The following is an 18,214-nucleotide window of genomic DNA, read 5'->3' as shown; positions in this document are numbered from 1 at the left end:
TACAGAAGTGACCATCACACAGACCGAAGTCCGCAGCGGGGAGAAGATCGCCGCCGCCAGCCGGCGAGCCCTTCAGGCCCAGGGCGTCTACCTCGGCACCACCGGCGTCGCGCTGCGCAGCGCCTTCCTGTTCCCCGGCCACGGGGCGCAGTACCCGGACATGTTCGCCGACCTCGCCGCCGAGAACCCGGTGGCCGCCGAGACGTTCGAGCGGATCGACGCGACCTACCGCGAGCTGGCCGGGCACACCCTGACCAGCCGCATGTTCAGCTCCGGCGGCAGTGACCCGGTCAAGGCGCTCCAGGACCCGGTGGTCATGCAGCCCGCGATCTTCGCGGGCAGCATGGTCGTGCACCGGCTGCTGGAGAGCCAGGGCATCACCGCCGAGACGCACATCGGGCACAGCCTGGGCGAGATCAGCGCCCTGGTCGCGGCCGGCGCGCTCTCCCTGGAGGACGGCGTGCGCGCGGTGTACGGGCGGGGCGTGGCCGTGAAGGTCATTCCCGAGGCCCGCCGCGGCGGCATGCTGAGCCTGCAGACGGACAGCGACCGCAGCCGCGAACAGCTGTCCCGGCTGCTGCTGTTGCTGCGCGGGGGCGGCAACGGCTACCTCGTGCAGAGCCTCGTCAACTCGCCCGACCAGACGGTCCTGTCCGGCGACTCGGACGCCATCGACAAGGCCGCCGCACTGTGCCGCGAGCGCGGGATCAAGGCCACCCGGCTCAGGGTCTCCCACGGCTTCCACTCCGACCTGCTGGAGGAGGCCGTCCCGCACCTGGAGCGCACGCTCGCCGCGCTCGACTGGCACGCCCCCAGGATCCCCGTGCTCTCCACGGTGATCGGCGACTACTACACCGAGCAGGACGTGGCGGACCTGCCCCTGCTGCTCGCCCGCCAGCTGGTCACGCCGTTCAGCTTCCAGCAGCTGATCGGACGGATGCACGCGGACGGCGTCAACAGCTTCGTCGAGGTCGGCCCCAAGTCGATCCTGTCCGGGCTCACCGAGCGGATCCTCGCCGACTCCGACCAGGAGGCGCTGGTCACCCCGACCAACATCCAGTCGCTGGGCGCGGTGGAGAGCATGCGCCGCTTCACGGCCTTCGCGGAGGTGCACGGCCTGCCCCGCAGCGAGCCGGAGCAGCACAGCGCCCCGCGGGAACCGGCCGGGGAGAACGCCGCCCCGACCACCGCCGAACTGCGCGAGGACCTCCTCAAGGCCGCCGCCCGCTACACCGGTTACCCGGTACGGCTCCTGGACCCGGCCCAGCTGATGGGCGCGGGCCTCGGTCTGAGCACCCGGGTCCGCGAGGACCTGGCGGCCGCGCTCGCCGCCCATCTGGGCCTCGCGGACACGACCGTCCCGACCGAGGCGGACGCCCCGCTCGGCCACCTGCTCGACCAGCTCGTCGACGCCTCACGCGGCACGGCCGCCCCTGCCGCGACGGCACGGGAGACCGCCGCGGGCCCCGGGCCCGTCACGGCCCCGGTGCCCGCGCAGCCCGCCGAGGCCACGGCCGAGGACCGGGCCGAGGCGGACCGGGTGGTGTGGGAGGTGGCGGAGGCCAAGACGGGGTATCCCGCGGACCTGTTGGAGGCGGATCTGGATCTGGAGGCGGATCTGGGGATCGACTCGGTGAAGCAGGCGGAGATCCTCGGTGAGGTGCGGGAGGTGCTGGGGCTGCCGGTGGTGGAGGACATCGACTCGGCGTCCCTCAACACCCTCAGCCGGATCGCCGAGTTCGTCGCCGATCTCCAGGCGTCGGCCCGGCCCGCGCGGGCCGCCGCACCGGAGACGCCCGCCCCTGAGGCGCCTGCCTCCGAGGTATCCGCTCCCGAACAGCCCGCCGAGGCCACGGCCGAGGACCGGGCCGAGGCGGACCGGGTGGTGTGGGAGGTGGCGGAGGCCAAGACGGGGTATCCCGCGGATCTGCTGGAGGCGGATCTGGATCTGGAGGCGGATCTGGGGATCGACTCGGTGAAGCAGGCGGAGATCCTCGGTGAGGTGCGGGAGGTGCTGGGGCTGCCGGTGGTGGAGGACATCGACTCGGCGTCCCTCAACACCCTCAGCCGCATCGCCGAGTTCGTCGCCGGCCTCCAGGCCGCCACCGGACGCAGCCCGCGCGGCGGCGGCACCTCGGACACGGGTGGCGGCGACGGCTCCGACGACAGTCACATACGCGAGGCGGCACCCGCCCGGCCGGTGCTGCCGCCTGTCCTGGAGCGCACGCTCGACCGCATCGCCGGACGGTACGTCCCCCTCGCGGTCGAGAGCCCGCTCGACCACCCCGGCGCGCGGCCGTTCTCCCTGGACGGCAAGGCGGTCGTGGTGATCACCGGACAGGACACGGCCCTCGCCCGTGAGGTGCTCCCGCGCCTCACCGGGCACGGCGCCCGGCCCTACGTCGTCGCACCGGACCAGGCGGCCGTCCCGGACGACTGGCCCACCGCCCGCGCCGACTTCACCGACCCCGACTCCCTGGCCCGGGCCCTGGCAACGGCCCGTGGTGACGGGGAGGTCCAGGTCGTCGTCAATCTCCATCCCTACGGCAGCGGCCCCGACCCGGTCGCCGCGACCACCTCCTTCGACCGGCCCGCCGCCGACTGGAGCGCCGCGTCCGACCAGCACTTCACGGTCAACCTCCTCGCCGCCAAGGCGTACTTCGCCGACCTCACCCGGGCCGGCCGGGACGGCGGCTACTTCGCGGCCACCGCGGTCGGCGGGGTGTTCGGCCTGGAGTCCGACGGCGCCATGGATCCGCTGGGCGGCCTCACCGCGGGCTTCGCCAAGAGCCTCGACCTCGAACTCGCGGACACCCGGGTCAAGGTCGTCGACTTCACCGAGGGCGACGCGGCCGGTGCCGCCGAGGCCCTCCTCGCGGAGATCACGACCCACGCGGAACGCACCGTCGAGGTCGGCTACCTGCGCGGACTGCGCAAGATCGTCCAGGTGGTCCCGCACGAGATCGCCACCGACGAACGGCAGCAGCCGCTCCGTCTCGACCCGGGCAGCGTCGTCGTCTTCTCCGGAGGCTCGCGCGGCATCACCTACGAGTGCGCCAAGGAACTCGCCCGGCTGGAGGGCGTGCGGGTCGTCATCCTCGGCCGCACCCGCCCCGCCGAGGGCACCGAGGACTGGATGGCGCTGGACGACGAGGCCTTCGCCGCGCTCGGCAAGGGCTGGTTCCGGCAGGCCAAGAAGAAGAACCCGGCCATCACCCCGGTCAAGGCCAAGAAGCAGTTCGCGGCCCTCGCGAACTCCCGCGAGCTGTACCGGAACATCGAGGAACTGCGGGCCGTCAACCCGCTGTCCGTCTACGAGGTCTGTGACGTCTCCGACGGCGGTCAGGTCACCGCGGTCGTCGACGCCGTACGGCAGCGGTACGGGCGGATCGACGGCGTCGTGCACGCCGCCGGTCTGGAGTCGGTCGCCACCGTGCCGAAGAAGTCCCTGGACCACGCCCGGCACGTTGTCCGGGTGAAGGCCGACGGCTCCCATCACCTCTGGCACGCCGTCAAGCACGACGACCTGAAGTTCTTCGGCTTCTTCGGCTCCTTCCTCGGCCGCTTCGGCATGGACGGCCAGGTCGACTACACCGCCGGCGCCGACCTCGTCTCCAAGCTCTCCGCGCTGCTCGCCCGCAGAAACCCGGACACCCGCGTCTTCACCCTGTGCTGGACCGGCTGGGCCGACGTCGGCATGGCCGCCACCGAAGCCGTCCGGCGGATCCAGGAGGAGGTGCGCGGGCTGCGCTACCTGGGCGTCGAGGAGGGCGTGCAGCACTTCGCCCGGGAGGTCTTCCAGGGCGGCGACGACCCCGAGGTGCTGGTCTTCGGCGAGATCGGCACGAACAGCTACGGCGGGCAGGACGCGTCGATGGACGGCACGCGCACCGGTGTCGCCGTCCCGGTCGGGCCCGACGGCGCCGTCCGGGACCGGATCGCGCTGCCCCTGCTCGACCGGGTCCTGGAGGTCACCGACACCCGGGTGCGGGCCGTCAGACGGCTCGATCCGCGCGCCGACCGCTACCTCGACGACCACCGGGTCAAGGGCGCGGGCACCTTCCCCGGGGTGCTGCACATCGAGGGCCAGGTGCAGGCGTCCGGGCTGCTCGTGCCGGAGCACACGGTCGTCGCGGCGGAGAACGTCGAGTTCCTGAAGTTCGTCAAGCACCTGCCGAACTTCCCGCTCGACCTGCGCTTCGAGGCCGAGGCCGACGAGGAGCTCGCGGACGGGACCCGCCGCGTCCGCGCGGAGATCCGCTCCGACCTGGTCACCGCCGACGGTCGGGTCCTGGAGACCGACCGGGTGCACTCGCGCGGCACGTACGTCTTCGCCCGCCGGCCGGGAAGCCCGCCCGCCGCCGACCCGGAACTCGCCGAACTCGTGGCGAAGTCCACCGAGCTGGACATCGACCGGTTCTACGAGCGGGCCGCCCGGCAGATCACCTTCGGCCCCCGGTTCCGCCAGGTGCGGCGGATCGGGTTCGTCGGGGACATCGAGGAGGGGCGGATGGTGAGCGAGATCGTGGCCGACGCCGGCCGCGGACTGTTCTCCACCACCGCGACACCGCGGCTGCGGACCCTGCCCATCGTGATCGACAACGCCTGGCGCTCCACCCTGCTGTGGGCGTACCACCAGCTCGGCAGCCATGTCGTGCCGGTGTCCATCGCGGCGATGCGCTTCCACCGCGTCCCGCTGCCGGGCGAGACCGTGCACACCGACTCGACCGTCGTACCCGTCGGACCGGACCAGGGAGGAAAACCCGGAGACCTGCGGATCAGCACCAGGATCGCCGACACCGCGGGCATCACCCTCTGCGAGATCCAGGATCTCGTCGTGACACAGGTGGGGCGTGATGAGGGCGATACACGTCTCCTGGACTGAGAGCGCCCTGCCGGGCAGCGGAACCCCGCTGCCCGGGGGCGGCGCCGTGACCATCGAGTGGCTCCCCATCGACCAGGTGCGCGGGGACTACGCGGCGGCCCCCGCGGCCTACCGGGCGCACTACCTGGCCCCGGCCGAACTCCCGGTCCTCACCCACATCGCCGTACCGAAACGGCGGGTGGAGTGGCTGGCCGGGCGGGTCGCGGCCAAGCGCCTGGTGTGCCTGGCCCTGGAACGGGCCGGACTGCCCGTCGCGCCCAGCGAACTCGCCGTCCTCGGCAACAAGCCGGGCGGCCGGGCGGGCAAACCCGAACTGTCCTCCCGCGTCCCCGGGCTGGCCGGATCCGTCGGCCGGCACGTCACCGACATCTCGCTCGCGCACACCCTCCGGTTCGCGGTGTGCGCCCTGGCCCACGGCGGCCGGGTCGGCGTCGACGTGGAGCCGCTGCGCAGCTTCAGCCCCGCGCTGCGGCGCACCGTCTTCACCGACGCCGAGGTCGCTCTGGCCGAGACCGCGTTCCAGGCCTTCGACTCCGGCCACCGCGGGACCGCGCTGTGGGTGGTCAAGGAAGCACTGCTCAAGGCGTACGGCATCGGCTTCGCGTACGGCTGGGGAACCGCCCGGCTGCGCGCGGCCGACACCGCCGCCGGAGTGTTCGACATCACCCTCCCCGCGGGGGCCGATCCGGGGCACCGGGTCGCCGTCCGCTACGGCCGGGTCACCGACCACATCTTCGCCATCGCCTCCGTGGCCTCCCGGCCGCCGGACGGCCACCAGCAGAAAGGGCAGCTCCGTGCCTGGGACTGAGACAGAGGGCTTCGAAGGGTTCGACCCGATCGCCGTCGTGGGATACGGCTGCGTCTTCCCACCCGACTCGTACGACGCCGACACGTTCTGGCAGAACATCCTGGGCGGCCGCATCGGCATCGGCTCACCGCCCGAGCACCGCTGGGACTGGCGCGACTACCACGACGAGGACAAGGGCGTCGTCGACAAGACGTACTGCCGCTGGGGCGGCTTCCTGGACGACTACGCCGGGCCCACCGGCCTCCAGGAGCTGACCCGGATCGGCCAGGAGGCCGTGTCCGAGCTCAACCGCACCCAGCTGATGGTGCTCGACACCGTCCTGCAGACCCTGCGTATGTCCGGGTACAGCCCGAGCCGGCTGTCCACCACCGACACCGCGCTGTTCGTCGGGAACATGCTGGGCGACGAACAGGTGATGGAGTCCTCGCTGAGCTTCCGGGCCACCGAGGTCCTGCACCACCTGCGCAACAGCGAGGCCTTCCAGGACCTGGAGCCCGGGCAGCGGGCGGCCCTGGAGAGTGGCTTCCCGGCCGCCGTCAAGAACCGGCTCTACGACGCCGACTCCGGGCCCGCCGCCCACGTCTTCCAGGTCAGCGTCGCCAAGGCGGTCGCCCGGGTGATCGGACTGCCCGGCCCGGCGGCGATCGGCGACGCGGCCTGCGCCTCCGGCCTCACCGTGATCGACACCGCCGTCAAGTACCTCCAGGACGGCAGCCACGACATGGTCCTGGCGACCGGTGTGCAGGGCAACATGAACATCACCGGCAACGTCTGCTTCGCCAAGATCGGCGGTCTGTCGGCCACCCGCTCCACCCCGCTCGACGAGGGCGCCAGCGGCCTGATCAACGGCGAGGGCTCCGGCACCGTCCTGCTCAAGCGGCTCAGCGACGCGGTGCGCGACGGCGACACCATCGCCGGCGTGATCCGCGGCGTCGCCACCCGCTGCGACGGCAAGGGCAAGGCGATCTACGCGCCGTCCTCACGCGGCCAGGTCGCCGCGATGCGCCGCGCCCTCGAACTCGCCGACGCGGCACCGGGCGAGCTCGACTACATCGAGACCCACGCCACCGCCACCTCCACCGGCGACCTGGTCGAGGTCAGCTCCCTCCAGCAGCTGTACGAGGACAGCGGGGCGGCGCCCGGCTCCATCCGGCTCGGGTCGGTCAAGGCCCAGATCGGGCACACCTTCTCGGCCGCCGGCATGGCCAACCTGCTGAAGATCCTGCTCTCCTTCCAGCACGAGACGGTGCCGCCCACCCACGCCTTCACCCGGGCGCCGGAGGCGATGCGGCTGGACGGTTCGCCGTTCCGGGTGCCGGTCGCCGCCGAGCCGTGGCAGGCGCCGGACGAGTGCCGGCCGCGCCGGGCGCTGACCAACGCGTTCGGGTTCGGCGGCGTCAACACCAGCGTCATCGTGGAGCAGTACGACCCCGTGCACCACGCGGACGCCGCGCTGGAGCAGCAGGGCCACACCGAGAGCAGCCGCAGCACGGCCAACGCCCCGCTCGCGGTGCTCGGCATCGGCTGCGTGGCCCCGTTCTCCCGGGACACCGCGGGCCTGGTCGCCGAGCGGGCGCCGGACGCCGGCGTCACCGGCTTCCCCGAGGACCGCTGGCACCCGGACGCCGCCGAGATCTACGACCCCGAGGGCACCTGGCGCGGCGGCGTCGTCACCGACCTGGACTTCCCCTGGAAGACCTACCGCATCCCGCCCAACGTGCTGGAGGACCTCGACCGGGCGCAGCTGCTGTCGGTGATGGCGGCCGGGCAGGCCCTGGAGGAGTACGGGGCCGCCATGACCGACCGGGTCAACGCGGGCGTGTTCGTCGGCGCGACCTGCGGACTGGAGTCGGGCCTGACCCGCAACTTCCGTATCCGGCTGGTGGAGTTCGAGCGGGCCCTGGAGGACGTGCCGGAGTACCGGGCGCTCGACGAGGACACCCGCACGGCGCTGGTCGAGAGCTACACCCGCGAGGTGCACCGCTACGTCCCGCTCACCCGGGAGAACGCGCTGCCCGGCTACATGGACAACATCACCGCGGGCCGCATCCAGAACATCTTCGACCTGCGCGGGCCCGGCGTGGTCATCGACGACGACCTGTGCTCCTTCGGCACCGCCCTCGGGCTCGCCAAGCGCAACCTGGAACAGGGGGAGTGCGACGTCGCCCTGGTCGGCGGCGTGCACGCCAACCTCACCCCCGAGTTCACCCGTCTGTTCGAGCGCCGGCTGAAGGAGGCCGGGCACTCCGTCGACGGCCTGACGCCCGCCGAGGGCGCCGCCTTCATGGTGGTCAAGCCGCTCGACAAGGTCACCGAGGGCGAGAAGGTCCTCGCCGTCATCGACGGCGTGGGCTGCGCCGACGCCGACATCCCGGTGGCCCGCCCCGGCGTCCCGTTCTTCTACGGCGCCGACGGCGCGATCCGCTCGGTCGAGGTGATCGCCCGGATGCGCGCCGAGCAGGAGAGCGAGCAGGCCGCCCGGCTGGACCTGGTCCGCGTCAAACTCCCGCAGATCGAGAGCGGCTGGGGCTACTCGCTGCGCGTCCGCCGGGACGACTCGGTCGTGGACGACGACGAGCCCGCCGTACCCGCAGAGCGGGAGCAGGCACCGCAGCCCGCCGCCTCCCCCGACGACCCCGGCACCGGCTTCCTCACCGCCGCCACCTACGAGCACCTGCTCGCCCAGCTGCAGCAGTTGGCGCGCGGCGAGCTGGTCCCGCTCGACCGCATCGACTCCCCGGCCCCGGGCGGATACCGGCTCGGGTTCAGCTACGCGTCGTGGGTCGACCTCGCGCGCAAGGCCCAGCTGACCCTGCGCCTGCTCCAGCCCGACAGCTCCGCCGCCCCGTCCACCCCTCCCACCGTCACGAGGTGACCTTCCCATGGCGACCACCGTCGAACCGATCCGCTCCGAGGACTCCGGGGAGCGCATCGCCCGGCCCGTCCACCCCTGGCTGCGCAGCCTGTTCTTCTGGCCCGTGCTGATCCACTGCGCGCTCAGCTTCGTCCCGCTGTACTTCCTCAGCTCCCGCACCGGCGACTTCTTCGCCTGGGAGACCGGCTCCTCGCTGAGCGCCGCCGCGCTGGGCGCCGGCTATGCCGGAGCCTGCACGATGTTCCTGCTGACCCTGCGGGAGAAGGACTGGACGAGCGCCCGCGGCACCGTCTTCGCCCCCATCACCCTGCTGCTGTCCGCCCTGATCCTGGCCGGTGTCTACGCCGACCAGTTCCACTTCACCGAGGGACCGGCCCTGGCCCGCGCCTTCGCCTGGCTGTGGCTGGCGTCCCTGGCCGTGTTCCAGGTCACCTGCTTCCTCGTCTACAAGGTCCACAACACCGGCCCCAAGGTCGCCGACCCGCGCGGCCCCGCCCCGATGAGGGCCGACGTCTCCATCCCGACGGCCATCATGGGCGCCGTGCTGTGGGGGCTCGCCTTCGCCCTGTGGATCGCCCCGGAGGCGGTCGGCGACGCCTGGGCCTGGCAGCTGGAGCCGCTGGACGCCCGGATGCTCGGCGCCTGGTTCTTCGCCTTCGGCGCCGGCGCCTGGCAGGCCCTGTGGGAGCACGACCTGCACCGCATGCGGGCCGGCTTCCTCACCGACGTCACGCTCAGCGTCCTGTCACTGGCCGCGCTCGGCCTGTACGCCGACGACGTCCGCTGGGGCAACGCGCTGACCTGGGTCTACATCGTCGTGCTGATCGGCCTGCTGGTGGCCGGTCTCACGGGCCGCTACATGGCGCTGCCGGAGGCGCTTGAGGCGGAGCGGAAGGCGCGTGAGGAGGAGCCCGCACGCGCCTGACGACCCGGCCGCCGGGGCCCGGAGCAGGCCCCGGCGGCCGACGCACCACACCCGTACGTGAGCACCGCGAGACGGCGGGACCGGAGCACCGCAGCACCGCTGCACGACCGCAGCACCGCGCGAACCAGGGAGGTCGGCCATGCTCAAGCAGAACAGGCACGCTGTACGAGGCTTACCGGCGGCCGTCGAGGGCCTGGAGCACGTCCCCGCGCGAGGGCCGCTCGTGGTGCTGGCCGGAGGAGACGGGCAACGCGCCCTGTCCACCGTGCTGTTCGCGGTGCGCGGCACGCCCGCCCGCCGGCTCGACGGCCCCGACGCGCTGCACGCCCTCGCCCACGACGAGGCCGTGCTGGTCCGGGGCGTGGAGGCCGCCGTGGCGGCGGCGGACCGGGCCCCGGCATCCGTCCTGCCCGTCGCGCTGTGGCCGGACGGCCGCCGCACCCGGATCGTGTTCGGGCCGGTGCTGCCGCAGGACACCGTCGAGCACTCGGTCCGCGACCGGGTCCGGGCCGGGCACGCGGCCCTCACCACCCTCGTGGAACGGGCCAGGAACCCCGAGTGGTCCGCGGGACCCCGCTCCGCCCGCGCCGCCGCCGGCCACCTCGACCGGGTCTTCGAGACCCTGCTGAGCCGCACCGACCCGCTGCCCGACAGCACCCTGTACGCGCAGGCCGCGCTGCTGCTCGGCCTCGGGCGGCTCGGCGACCCGCACAACGTCGACCTGCGGGTCGGACGGCTGCGGCTGACCGCGCTGCGCAACGAGACCCGTCCGCTGCCCGTCAGGGCCGCCGCGCTGTGGCGGCTGCGGGCCGGCGCCGAGGAGGCGCTGCGCCAGGAACCGGACCACCTCATGGCCCACTACCTACTGGGCCGCTGGCACCTGTCCGCGCCCGGCCTGCTGGGCGGCCGCCGCGACCTCGCCGTCGCCCACCTGGAGGCCGCCGACCGGCTCGGCCGGGGCGACACCCGTTACGTCCTCGGGCACGCCGAGGCCCTGCTGGCCGCCCACCGGCCCACCGCCGCGCTCTCCGCCCTGGAGCGCGTCATCGAGGCCCCCGCCGACCACCCGCGCACCCAGCGGCGCCGCCAGTCCGCGATCCGGCTGAGCCGCGCCCTGCACCAGGAACAAGCCCCGGGCAGCAGCGTCGCCCCCGGGGCCCGAGGGAAGGGATGACCCGTCGTATGGACCCGCACAAGGGAAGTTTCAAGATCAACGACACGCTGTCCACGTCGTTCCGGCACTGGGTCGCCAGACACCACGTGGACGCGGTGGAGGGCCTCGGCCACATCCCCGCCGAGGGACCGTTCATCGTGGTCTCCAACCATCTCAGCTTCTTCGACCACTACCTGCTGGAGACCATCCTCTACGCCGCCCGCGGCGAACACGTCTACTTCCCGGCCAAGGCCGCGAACTTCACCCACCCCCTCAAGCGGCTGGTCCGGCTCAGCGTTGGCTGCATCCCCCTCGACAGCGACAACCCCGACCGCAACGCCCTGGCCGCCATGACGGAGGTCCTGGACGGCGGCGACGTGCTGTGCATGTACCCGGAGGGCACCCGCTGGACCGGCGGCGGCCTGGCCCCGTTCAACGACGGACCCTTCTACTTCGCCGTCCGCACCGGCGTCCCCGTCGTCCCCGTGATGATCCACGGCGCCGACCGGATCCTGCCCAAGGGCGAGGTCGTGCCCCGCCGGGCCACCGCCCGCCTGGTGTTCGGCGCCCGGCTGACGAGCGCGCCCGGCGGACGCACGCGCAGCGCCCAGATCGCCGACCTGCGCGGCCGGGCCCGGTCCCGGATGGAACTGCTCGGCGAACGGGCCCGCCGCACCTACGGCCGCCCCGACGAGGACAGCGCCCGCCTGATCCGGCGCCGGGCCGACGAGATCGCCGTCGCCGCCTGCGTCCGCGGGCACGGCCTCGACCGCACCGAACGGCGCCGGATCGCCGTCCTGCACAGCCTCGCCCGGGCCTCGGCCGCCGCCCGGCCGGAGCCGGCCGCCCCCGCCCCCGCACCCGCACCCGCCCGAGCGACGGGCTGACCCGACCCGAGGAACGAGGAGACATGCGCAAGAACATCCTGATCACCGGGGCGAGTTCGGGTCTTGGCCGTGGCATGGCCCGCCAACTGGCCGCGCGGGGACGGAACCTGGCCCTGTGCGCCCGTCGGGTGGACAAACTGGAGGAGGTGCGCGAGGAACTGACCCGCGCCCACCCGGGCATCCGGGTCACCGTCCGGCAGCTCGACGTCCGCGACTACGAGGCCACCGCCACCGCCTTCCGGTCGGTGCGGCGGGAGTTCGGCAGCCTGGACCGGATCGTCGTCAACGCCGGACTCGGCTCGGGCGCCTCCGTCGGCACCGGGCAGTTCGAGGTGAACCGGGCCACCGCCGAGACCAACTTCCTGGCCGGGCTGGCCCAGTGCGAGGCCGCCATGGAGACCTTCCGCGACCAGGGCACCGGCCACCTGGTGGTGGTGTCCTCGGTCAGCGCGGCCCGCGGCCTGCCCCGGCACCTGACGGCGTACGCCGCCTCGAAGGCCGGCCTCGCCACCCTCGCCGACGGCATCCGCGCCGACGTCCACGGCACCCCGCTGAAGGTCACCGCCCTGTTCCCCGGCTACATCCGCACCGAGATGAACGAGGGGCTGGAGAAGACCCCGTTCATCATGGACACCGAGAAGGGCTGCGAACTCCTCGTCCGCGCCATGGAACGCGAACCGGCCCGGGCGTTCGTGCCCGCCTGGCCGTGGGCCCCGGCCGGCGCGGTCATGCGCCATCTGCCGCTCGCCCTCGTCGCGAAGTCGGTGTGAGTCATGACGCCCGCACCCACCCTCGCCACCGAACGCCACGGCGGCACCCTGGTCGTCTTCGAGGGCAGCCGCCGCCTGCTGTGGAGCAGGCCCGAGCCCGGCCGCTGGCGTCCCGTGGGCATCTGGCCCGGCGCCGACGAGGCCGCGGCGCTCGCCGCCCACCTGGCCGCCCGGCGCAACGTCCTGGTCGTCCTCGACGCAACCGGACACACCGTCAGCCTGCTCGCCGAGGAACTCGCCGCGGCGCCCGCCTCCGTACGCCGGCTGGTGCCGGGGCCCGACCCGTACCCCGACGAGCCCGTCGACGTCCGTATCCCGGTCCTCGACTGGCTGCCCGCCCCGCTGCGCCGTCCCGGCGTCGACTTCCTGCGCACCGGCGCCGAACTGGTGCGCAGGACGCCGGCCGCGCTGCTGCCCCCGCTGCTGACCGACGCGTTCGACCCGGCCCGGCCGCACCTGAGGTTCGCCCTGCGCACCCAGCGGCACGGCATCGGCGGGGGCCGGCTGGCGGACACCGTCGGCCACCTGTTCGGCCGGTGACCCGGCCGCGGTACGTCTGAGGCCCGCCCACACCTGGGAGACGCACACCTGGGAGGCGCACGACGAATCGGGTACGACAGCGGGATCACCGCCGTCGTACCCGATGCACCGTGTGCGCGTGCGCGTGCGTGTGTGCGCGTGCGCCGCGTCAGCCGGGCTGCGGATCGGCGCTCTGGCGCGCCTGGTCCTGGGCGGTCAGCCGCTTGTCCGCCTCGGCCCAGCTCGGCGGCAGCGCCGCGTCCTGCTTCCAGGAGGTGAACAGCGACTCGCGCATGGCCGGTTTCAGCTTCGACATCACCGCCATGTGCGGATCCGTGCGGACGTACGTCTGGAGCGCCTCGCGGCTCTCCCAGGAGGACAGCGTCCAGAACGTCCTGCGCCACGGGTCGGCCCGCAGCGAGACCCCCACATTGCCGGGGGAGCGCTGGGCCTGCTTGTAGACGCCCCCGGACAGGATGAAGAAGCGCGGCACACGCAGCAGGGACTTCAGCTTCAACCGGGACGCCATGACGACGACCTGACCGCCTCCGGCCCCGGCCGCCGGCCCGTCGGACCAGGGGAGGGTGTGGCTCATCGGAACTCCTCGAGTGGTTGGGGTGGTGACAGACGGAACGGGCCGAACGGACAGCGCACCGGATCTACCCATCCGGTGCGCCGCCCACCCGACCCGCCGCTACATCGGCGGGTTTCCGTGCTTACGGGCCGGAACCTCGGCGTGCTTCGCGCGGAGCATCCGCAGCGAGGTGATCAGCAGGCGCCGGGTGTCCCGGGGGTCGATCACGTCGTCCACCAGGCCGCGTTCGGCCGCGTAGTACGGGTGCATCAGCTCGTCCTTGTAGGACGCGATCAGCCGGGCCCGCTCGGCCTCCGGATCGTCCGCGGCGGCTATCTCCCGCCGGAAGACGACGTTGGCCGCGCCCTCCGCGCCCATCACCGCGATCTCGTTGGTGGGCCACGCGAACGACAGGTCCGAGCCGATCGACCGGGAGTCCATCACGATGTACGCGCCGCCGTACGCCTTGCGCAGGATCACCTGGATCCGCGGCACCGTGGCGTTGCAGTACGCGTACAGCAGCTTGGCGCCGTGCCGGATGATCCCGCCGTGCTCCTGGTCGACCCCGGGCAGGAAGCCCGGCACGTCCAGCAGCGTCACCAGCGGGATGTTGAAGGCGTCGCAGGTCTGCACGAACCGCGCGGCCTTCTCCGAGGAGTGGATGTCCAGCACCCCGGCCTGCGCCTGCGGCTGGTTGCCGACGACGCCGACGACCTGCCCGCCGAGCCGGGCCAGCGTGCACACCACACTGCCGGCCCACGCGGCCTGCACCTCGAAGTGCTCGCCGTGGTCGGTGATCTCCTCGATCACCTTCCGGATGTCGTACGGACGGGAGGGGTCCTCGGGGACCAGGTCGAGCAGCGCCTCGCAGACCCGGTCGTCGGGGTCGTCGCCCGGTTCCAGCGGCGGCAGCTCGCGGTTGTTCTGCGGCAGCAGCGACAGCAGGTAGCGCACCTCCTCGAGACACGAGGCCTCGTCGTCGTACACGAAGTGCGCCACCCCGGAGATCGACGCGTGGGTGTCGGCGCCGCCGAGCCCGTTCTGGGTGATCTCCTCGCCGGTCACCGCCCGCACCACGTCCGGGCCGGTGATGAACATCTGCGAGGTCTCCCGGACCATGAACACGTAGTCCGTCAGGGCGGGGGAGTAGGCCGCCCCGCCCGCGCACGGGCCGAGCATCACGCTGATCTGCGGGATCACCCCGGAGGAACGGGTGTTGCGGCTGAAGATTCCGCCGTACCCGGCCAGCGCCGTCACCCCCTCCTGGATCCGGGCGCCCGCCCCGTCGTTGAGGCTGACCAGCGGGGCACCGGCGGAGGCGGCGAGATCCATCACCTTGTGGATCTTCTGGGCGTGCGCCTCGCCGAGCGCGCCGCCGAAGATGCGGAAGTCATGGGCGTAGACGAAGACGGTACGGCCGTGGACCGTGCCCCAGCCGGTGATCACACCGTCCGAGTACGGCCTCTTCGCCTCCAGGCCGAAGCCGGTGGCGCGGTGCCGGCGCAGCCCCTCGATCTCGGTGAACGAGCCGTCGTCCAGCAGCAGTTCGATGCGCTCGCGCGCGGTCAGTTTGCCGCGGGCGTGCTGCCGCTCGGTCGCCCTGGGGTCGGGACCGGCCAGCGCCTGCTGCTTCACGTCCCGCAGCTCGGCCAGCCGTCCGCTGCCGTCGGTCAACTGGGCGGGCTCCACGGGGACGTCGGCCGTCCCCGGCTCGCCCGTGCCCGGGACACTCTCCTGGGACAGGACGGTCACTGGGACCCCTTTCTCAACTGGTCGATCCAGGTCATCGCGAGGAAGACGTCCCCCTCGATGCGCAGCCGGTCCGTGGCGAAGGCGAGCGCGCCGCGCAGTTCCCCGAGCGCGAGCAGGGTCAGCACGTCCTGGCTCACCGTCACGGTGGAGTTGGGCGGGAACGGGGCCGCCCGGACGACCGCGGTGCCCTCGTCCGTGCAGGTCACATAGCGGGTGCGAGTACCGGTCGGGGTCTCCACGTCGAACCGGAACAGGCCGGGCCGGCCGGGCGGCCGGGCCCGTGCGCCCGCGCAGCACCACTCGAAGAGCTGGTCGAGAGACCGCTCCGCCTCGTTTCTCAGATCCGCGGCCACCATGGGTGTTCCCTCCTTCGCTGGTCCTGGTTGCTGGAACATGTGGTCCGACCATGCCGAAAACCCCTGGCAGTCGGATGGACCACCGGTGGACCGAACACCGCTCGAGAGGACGTGTGAATTCCTCACAGGGGGCCGGTGAGGCCGGCACTGTGCCCGGGTGCCGTGCGCCCCGCATGCTGAGTCTCGTCCGCACCGGGCACCACCCCTTCGAAGCAGGAGCTTCCCCATGACGCACATCAGTCAGGTCGTCACGCAGGAAAGCCGCTCCACGAGCACCCCGCAGCAGCACCAGGAGACGTACCTGGCGTACGGCGGGCAGGACGAGTCCACGGACCTGGTCATCGAGGTGCTGACGGCACCGCACTCCAGGCCCGCCCTGTTCACCCTCTGCTATGCGAGCAACTCCGCCTCATGAACAGAGCGTTGATAGGGTTCCGGCGCCACCTCCGTGCGGAGGTGGTGCCGGACGACGCGACCTACCTGATTTCCGAACACGGAATCACCGCCCTCAGGGCACCCCATCTGGAAGCGGTCGTCCCGCTCCTCGACGGCAGCCGTGACCTGCCCGCACTGCTGCGGGACAGCCCGGAACCGCTGCCCGCCGAGCGGCTCACCGCCCTTCTCGCCCAGCTCGCCGACGCCGGCTTCATCGAGTACCGGGAGCACCACTGCTCCGAGCCGGCCAACCACAGCGCCGAGGCCTACTGGGAACTCGCCGGTCTCGAAGGACGCCGGACCCGGCTGAGAACCGCGTCCACCGGCGTGCAACTGCGCACCGTCGGCGACTTCGACACCGCCCACGCCGTCCGCGCGCTCAGCGCCTCGGGACTCGCCGTCACGACGGAGCCCGCGCCCGGCACCGCCCTCACCGTCGTCGTCTGCGACGACTACCTCGCACCCGAACTCGCCGCGATCGACGCCGAACACCGGGCGAGCGGCCGCCCGTGGCTGCTGGCCAAGCCCAGCGGCGCCACCATCTGGGTCGGCCCCGTCTTCCGGCCCGGCGCCGGAGCCTGCTGGTCCTGCCTGGCCCATCCGGTACGCCTGCACCGCGGCGTCGAGTCCCAGGTAGGCGCCGCCCTCGGCCGCACCGGCCCGGTGCCCGGCCCCGCCGCCGGCATCCCCTGCACCCTGGGCGCAGGTCTGCACCTCGCGGCGATCGAGGCCGCCAAATGGCTGGCCGGCCACCACTCCGGCCAGGACCGGGTGCTCACCTTCGACACCCTGACTCTGGGCTCCCGCCACCACGTGGTGCGCCGCCGCCCGCAGTGCCCCGACTGCGGCGACCCCGGCCGCAGCGCCGAACGCGCCCTGGTGCCCGTCGTCCCGCGGTCCCGGCCCAAGGCACCGGGCGGCGGTGGAGGCCACCGCTCCCGCTCGGCGCAGCAGATGCTGGACACCTACGGCCACCTCGTCAGCCCGGTCACCGGTGTGGTCGCCGACATCACCCGGGTCGAGGGCGGGCCGGCGTTCCTCAACAGCTTCAGCTCCGGCCCGAACCCGGTCTCCGGCGCCACCGGCCTCACCGGGCTGCTGGGCGGCCTGCGCCAGGTCAACGGCGGCAAGGGGGTCACCGCCCTGGACGCCGAGGTCAGCGCGCTGTGCGAGGCGGTCGAGCGCTACTCCGGCTGTCTGCACGGCGACGAGTACCGGATCCGGGCCCGCTACCGCGACCTCGACGGCCTCGCCGTGCACCCGGACACCTGCCAGCTGTACTCCGAGGAGCAGTACGCCGGCCGTGAGACGTGGAACGCCGCCCACTCCGGGTTCCACCACGTCCCCGAACGCTTCGACGAGGACGCCGAGGTCGACTGGACGCCGGTCTGGTCGCTCACCGGACGGCGCCACCGGCTGCTGCCCACCGCCCTGCTGTACTTCTCCACCGCCGCCGAACAGCGGGCCCCCGTCGCGGGCCGCCGGTTCGCGCACGCCGACTCCAACGGCAACGCCGCCGGAAGCAGCCTGGAGGACGCCGTCCTCCAGGGCTTCCTGGAACTCGTCGAACGCGACGCGGTGGCCCTGTGGTGGTACAACCGCACCCCCCGGCCCGCCCTCGACCTGCGCACCGGCGCCGACCTGTGGACCGAGGAGCTGATCGAGGTGCACCGGGAGATGCGCCGCGAGGTGTGGGCGCTCGACCTCACCTCCGACTTCGGCATCCCGGTCTTCGCCGCGCTGTCCCGCCGTACCGACAAGGAGGCCGAGGACATCGTCTTCGGCTTCGGCGCCCACCTCGACGCGAGGATCGCCCTGCGCCGCGCCCTGACCGAGGTCAACCAGCTGCTCCCGGCGGCGGTCGACGCCCGGGACGACGGCAGCGGCTACACCCTGACCGACCCCGAACTGCTGCACTGGTGGCGGGGCGCGACCACCCGCAACCAGCCCTACCTCCGGCCCTCCCCGGAGGTCCCCAGCACCCTCGCCGACTTCGCCTTCCCCACGGGCGCCGATCTGCGGGACGACCTCACCACCGTCACCGAGGCGGTCCGCGCCCGCGGACTGGACCTGCTCGTCCTCGACCAGACCCGCCCCGACGTCGGCCTGCCCGTCGTCAAGGTCCTGGTCCCCGGACTGCGCTCGTTCTGGACCCGGTTCGCCCCCGGCAGGCTCTACGACGTCCCCGTCGCCCTGGGCCGGCTGCCGGAGCCCCTCGCCCGCACCGAGCTGAATCCCGTGCCGCTGTTCGTGTGACCCTCCCCCCTCACCCCCA

General features: G+C 73.0%; 13 protein-coding genes. 10 read left to right on the top strand and 3 right to left on the bottom strand.

Annotated elements, in window-relative coordinates; all coding sequences use genetic code 11:
* Nucleotides 1-7 precede the first annotated feature (7 nt).
* The 8 genes from QQS16_RS14360 to QQS16_RS14325 all read left to right on the top strand — a co-directional run bounded on the left by QQS16_RS14360 (nt 8) and on the right by QQS16_RS14325 (nt 12,843).
* Nucleotides 8-4,885, top strand: a complete 4,878-nt coding sequence (locus QQS16_RS14360) for an SDR family NAD(P)-dependent oxidoreductase (protein ID WP_286062048.1) — start codon at nt 8-10, stop codon at nt 4,883-4,885.
* Nucleotides 4,857-5,693, top strand: a complete 837-nt coding sequence (locus QQS16_RS14355; protein WP_286062047.1) for a 4'-phosphopantetheinyl transferase family protein — start codon at nt 4,857-4,859, stop codon at nt 5,691-5,693. The genes QQS16_RS14360 and QQS16_RS14355 overlap by 29 nt, the downstream gene beginning before the upstream one ends.
* The gene (locus tag QQS16_RS14350) at nt 5,680-8,568 is read left to right on the top strand and encodes a beta-ketoacyl synthase N-terminal-like domain-containing protein (protein WP_286062046.1); all 2,889 of its coding nucleotides are present in this window, start codon (nt 5,680-5,682) and stop codon (nt 8,566-8,568) included. Before QQS16_RS14355 ends, QQS16_RS14350 begins: the two co-directional genes overlap by 14 nt.
* Nucleotides 8,569-8,575: 7 nt before the next feature.
* On the top strand, nt 8,576-9,493 hold the full coding sequence (locus QQS16_RS14345; protein WP_286062045.1) for a hypothetical protein: 918 nt from the start codon (nt 8,576-8,578) through the stop codon (nt 9,491-9,493).
* 139 nt (nt 9,494-9,632) lie between these two features.
* A complete protein-coding gene (locus QQS16_RS14340; RefSeq protein ID WP_286062044.1) occupies nt 9,633-10,667 on the top strand; it encodes a tetratricopeptide repeat protein in 1,035 nt (344 codons plus the stop codon).
* Nucleotides 10,664-11,533, top strand: coding sequence for a lysophospholipid acyltransferase family protein (locus QQS16_RS14335; RefSeq protein WP_286062043.1), 870 nt, complete (start codon nt 10,664-10,666; stop codon nt 11,531-11,533). Before QQS16_RS14340 ends, QQS16_RS14335 begins: the two co-directional genes overlap by 4 nt.
* Nucleotides 11,534-11,556: 23 nt before the next feature.
* A complete protein-coding gene (locus tag QQS16_RS14330) occupies nt 11,557-12,303 on the top strand; it encodes an SDR family oxidoreductase (RefSeq protein ID WP_286062042.1) in 747 nt (248 codons plus the stop codon).
* Nucleotides 12,304-12,306: 3 nt separating this feature from the next.
* On the top strand, nt 12,307-12,843 hold the full coding sequence (locus QQS16_RS14325) for a hypothetical protein (protein ID WP_286062041.1): 537 nt from the start codon (nt 12,307-12,309) through the stop codon (nt 12,841-12,843).
* A 148-nt stretch (nt 12,844-12,991) separates the two neighbouring features.
* Here QQS16_RS14325 and QQS16_RS14320 read toward each other — a convergent pair whose 3' ends face one another.
* The 3 genes from QQS16_RS14320 to QQS16_RS14310 all read right to left on the bottom strand — a co-directional run bounded on the left by QQS16_RS14320 (nt 12,992) and on the right by QQS16_RS14310 (nt 15,504).
* Nucleotides 12,992-13,417, bottom strand: a complete 426-nt coding sequence (locus tag QQS16_RS14320; protein ID WP_286062040.1) for a DUF3291 domain-containing protein — start codon at nt 13,415-13,417, stop codon at nt 12,992-12,994.
* A 99-nt stretch (nt 13,418-13,516) separates the two neighbouring features.
* Entirely contained in the window at nt 13,517-15,148 is a 1,632-nt protein-coding gene (locus QQS16_RS14315) for an acyl-CoA carboxylase subunit beta (RefSeq protein ID WP_502963785.1), read from the bottom strand.
* A complete protein-coding gene (locus QQS16_RS14310) occupies nt 15,145-15,504 on the bottom strand; it encodes an SCP2 sterol-binding domain-containing protein (RefSeq protein WP_286062039.1) in 360 nt (119 codons plus the stop codon). The genes QQS16_RS14315 and QQS16_RS14310 overlap by 4 nt, the downstream gene beginning before the upstream one ends.
* A gap of 226 nt (nt 15,505-15,730) precedes the next feature.
* Between QQS16_RS14310 and QQS16_RS14305 the strand changes: the two genes are divergently transcribed.
* Together QQS16_RS14305 and QQS16_RS14300 are read left to right on the top strand one after the other, a co-directional pair.
* Nucleotides 15,731-15,919: a hypothetical protein gene (locus QQS16_RS14305; RefSeq protein WP_286062038.1), complete on the top strand. Its 189-nt coding sequence runs from the start codon at nt 15,731-15,733 to the stop codon at nt 15,917-15,919.
* The gene (locus tag QQS16_RS14300; protein ID WP_286062037.1) at nt 15,916-18,195 is read left to right on the top strand and encodes a TOMM precursor leader peptide-binding protein; all 2,280 of its coding nucleotides are present in this window, start codon (nt 15,916-15,918) and stop codon (nt 18,193-18,195) included. The genes QQS16_RS14305 and QQS16_RS14300 overlap by 4 nt, the downstream gene beginning before the upstream one ends.
* Nucleotides 18,196-18,214: the final 19 nt, after the last annotated feature.

Origin of the sequence: Streptomyces sp. ALI-76-A (genome assembly GCF_030287445.1) — a bacterium.
Taxonomy (GTDB): domain Bacteria; phylum Actinomycetota; class Actinomycetes; order Streptomycetales; family Streptomycetaceae; genus Streptomyces.
This window is presented reverse-complemented; position numbering and strand designations above follow the sequence as displayed.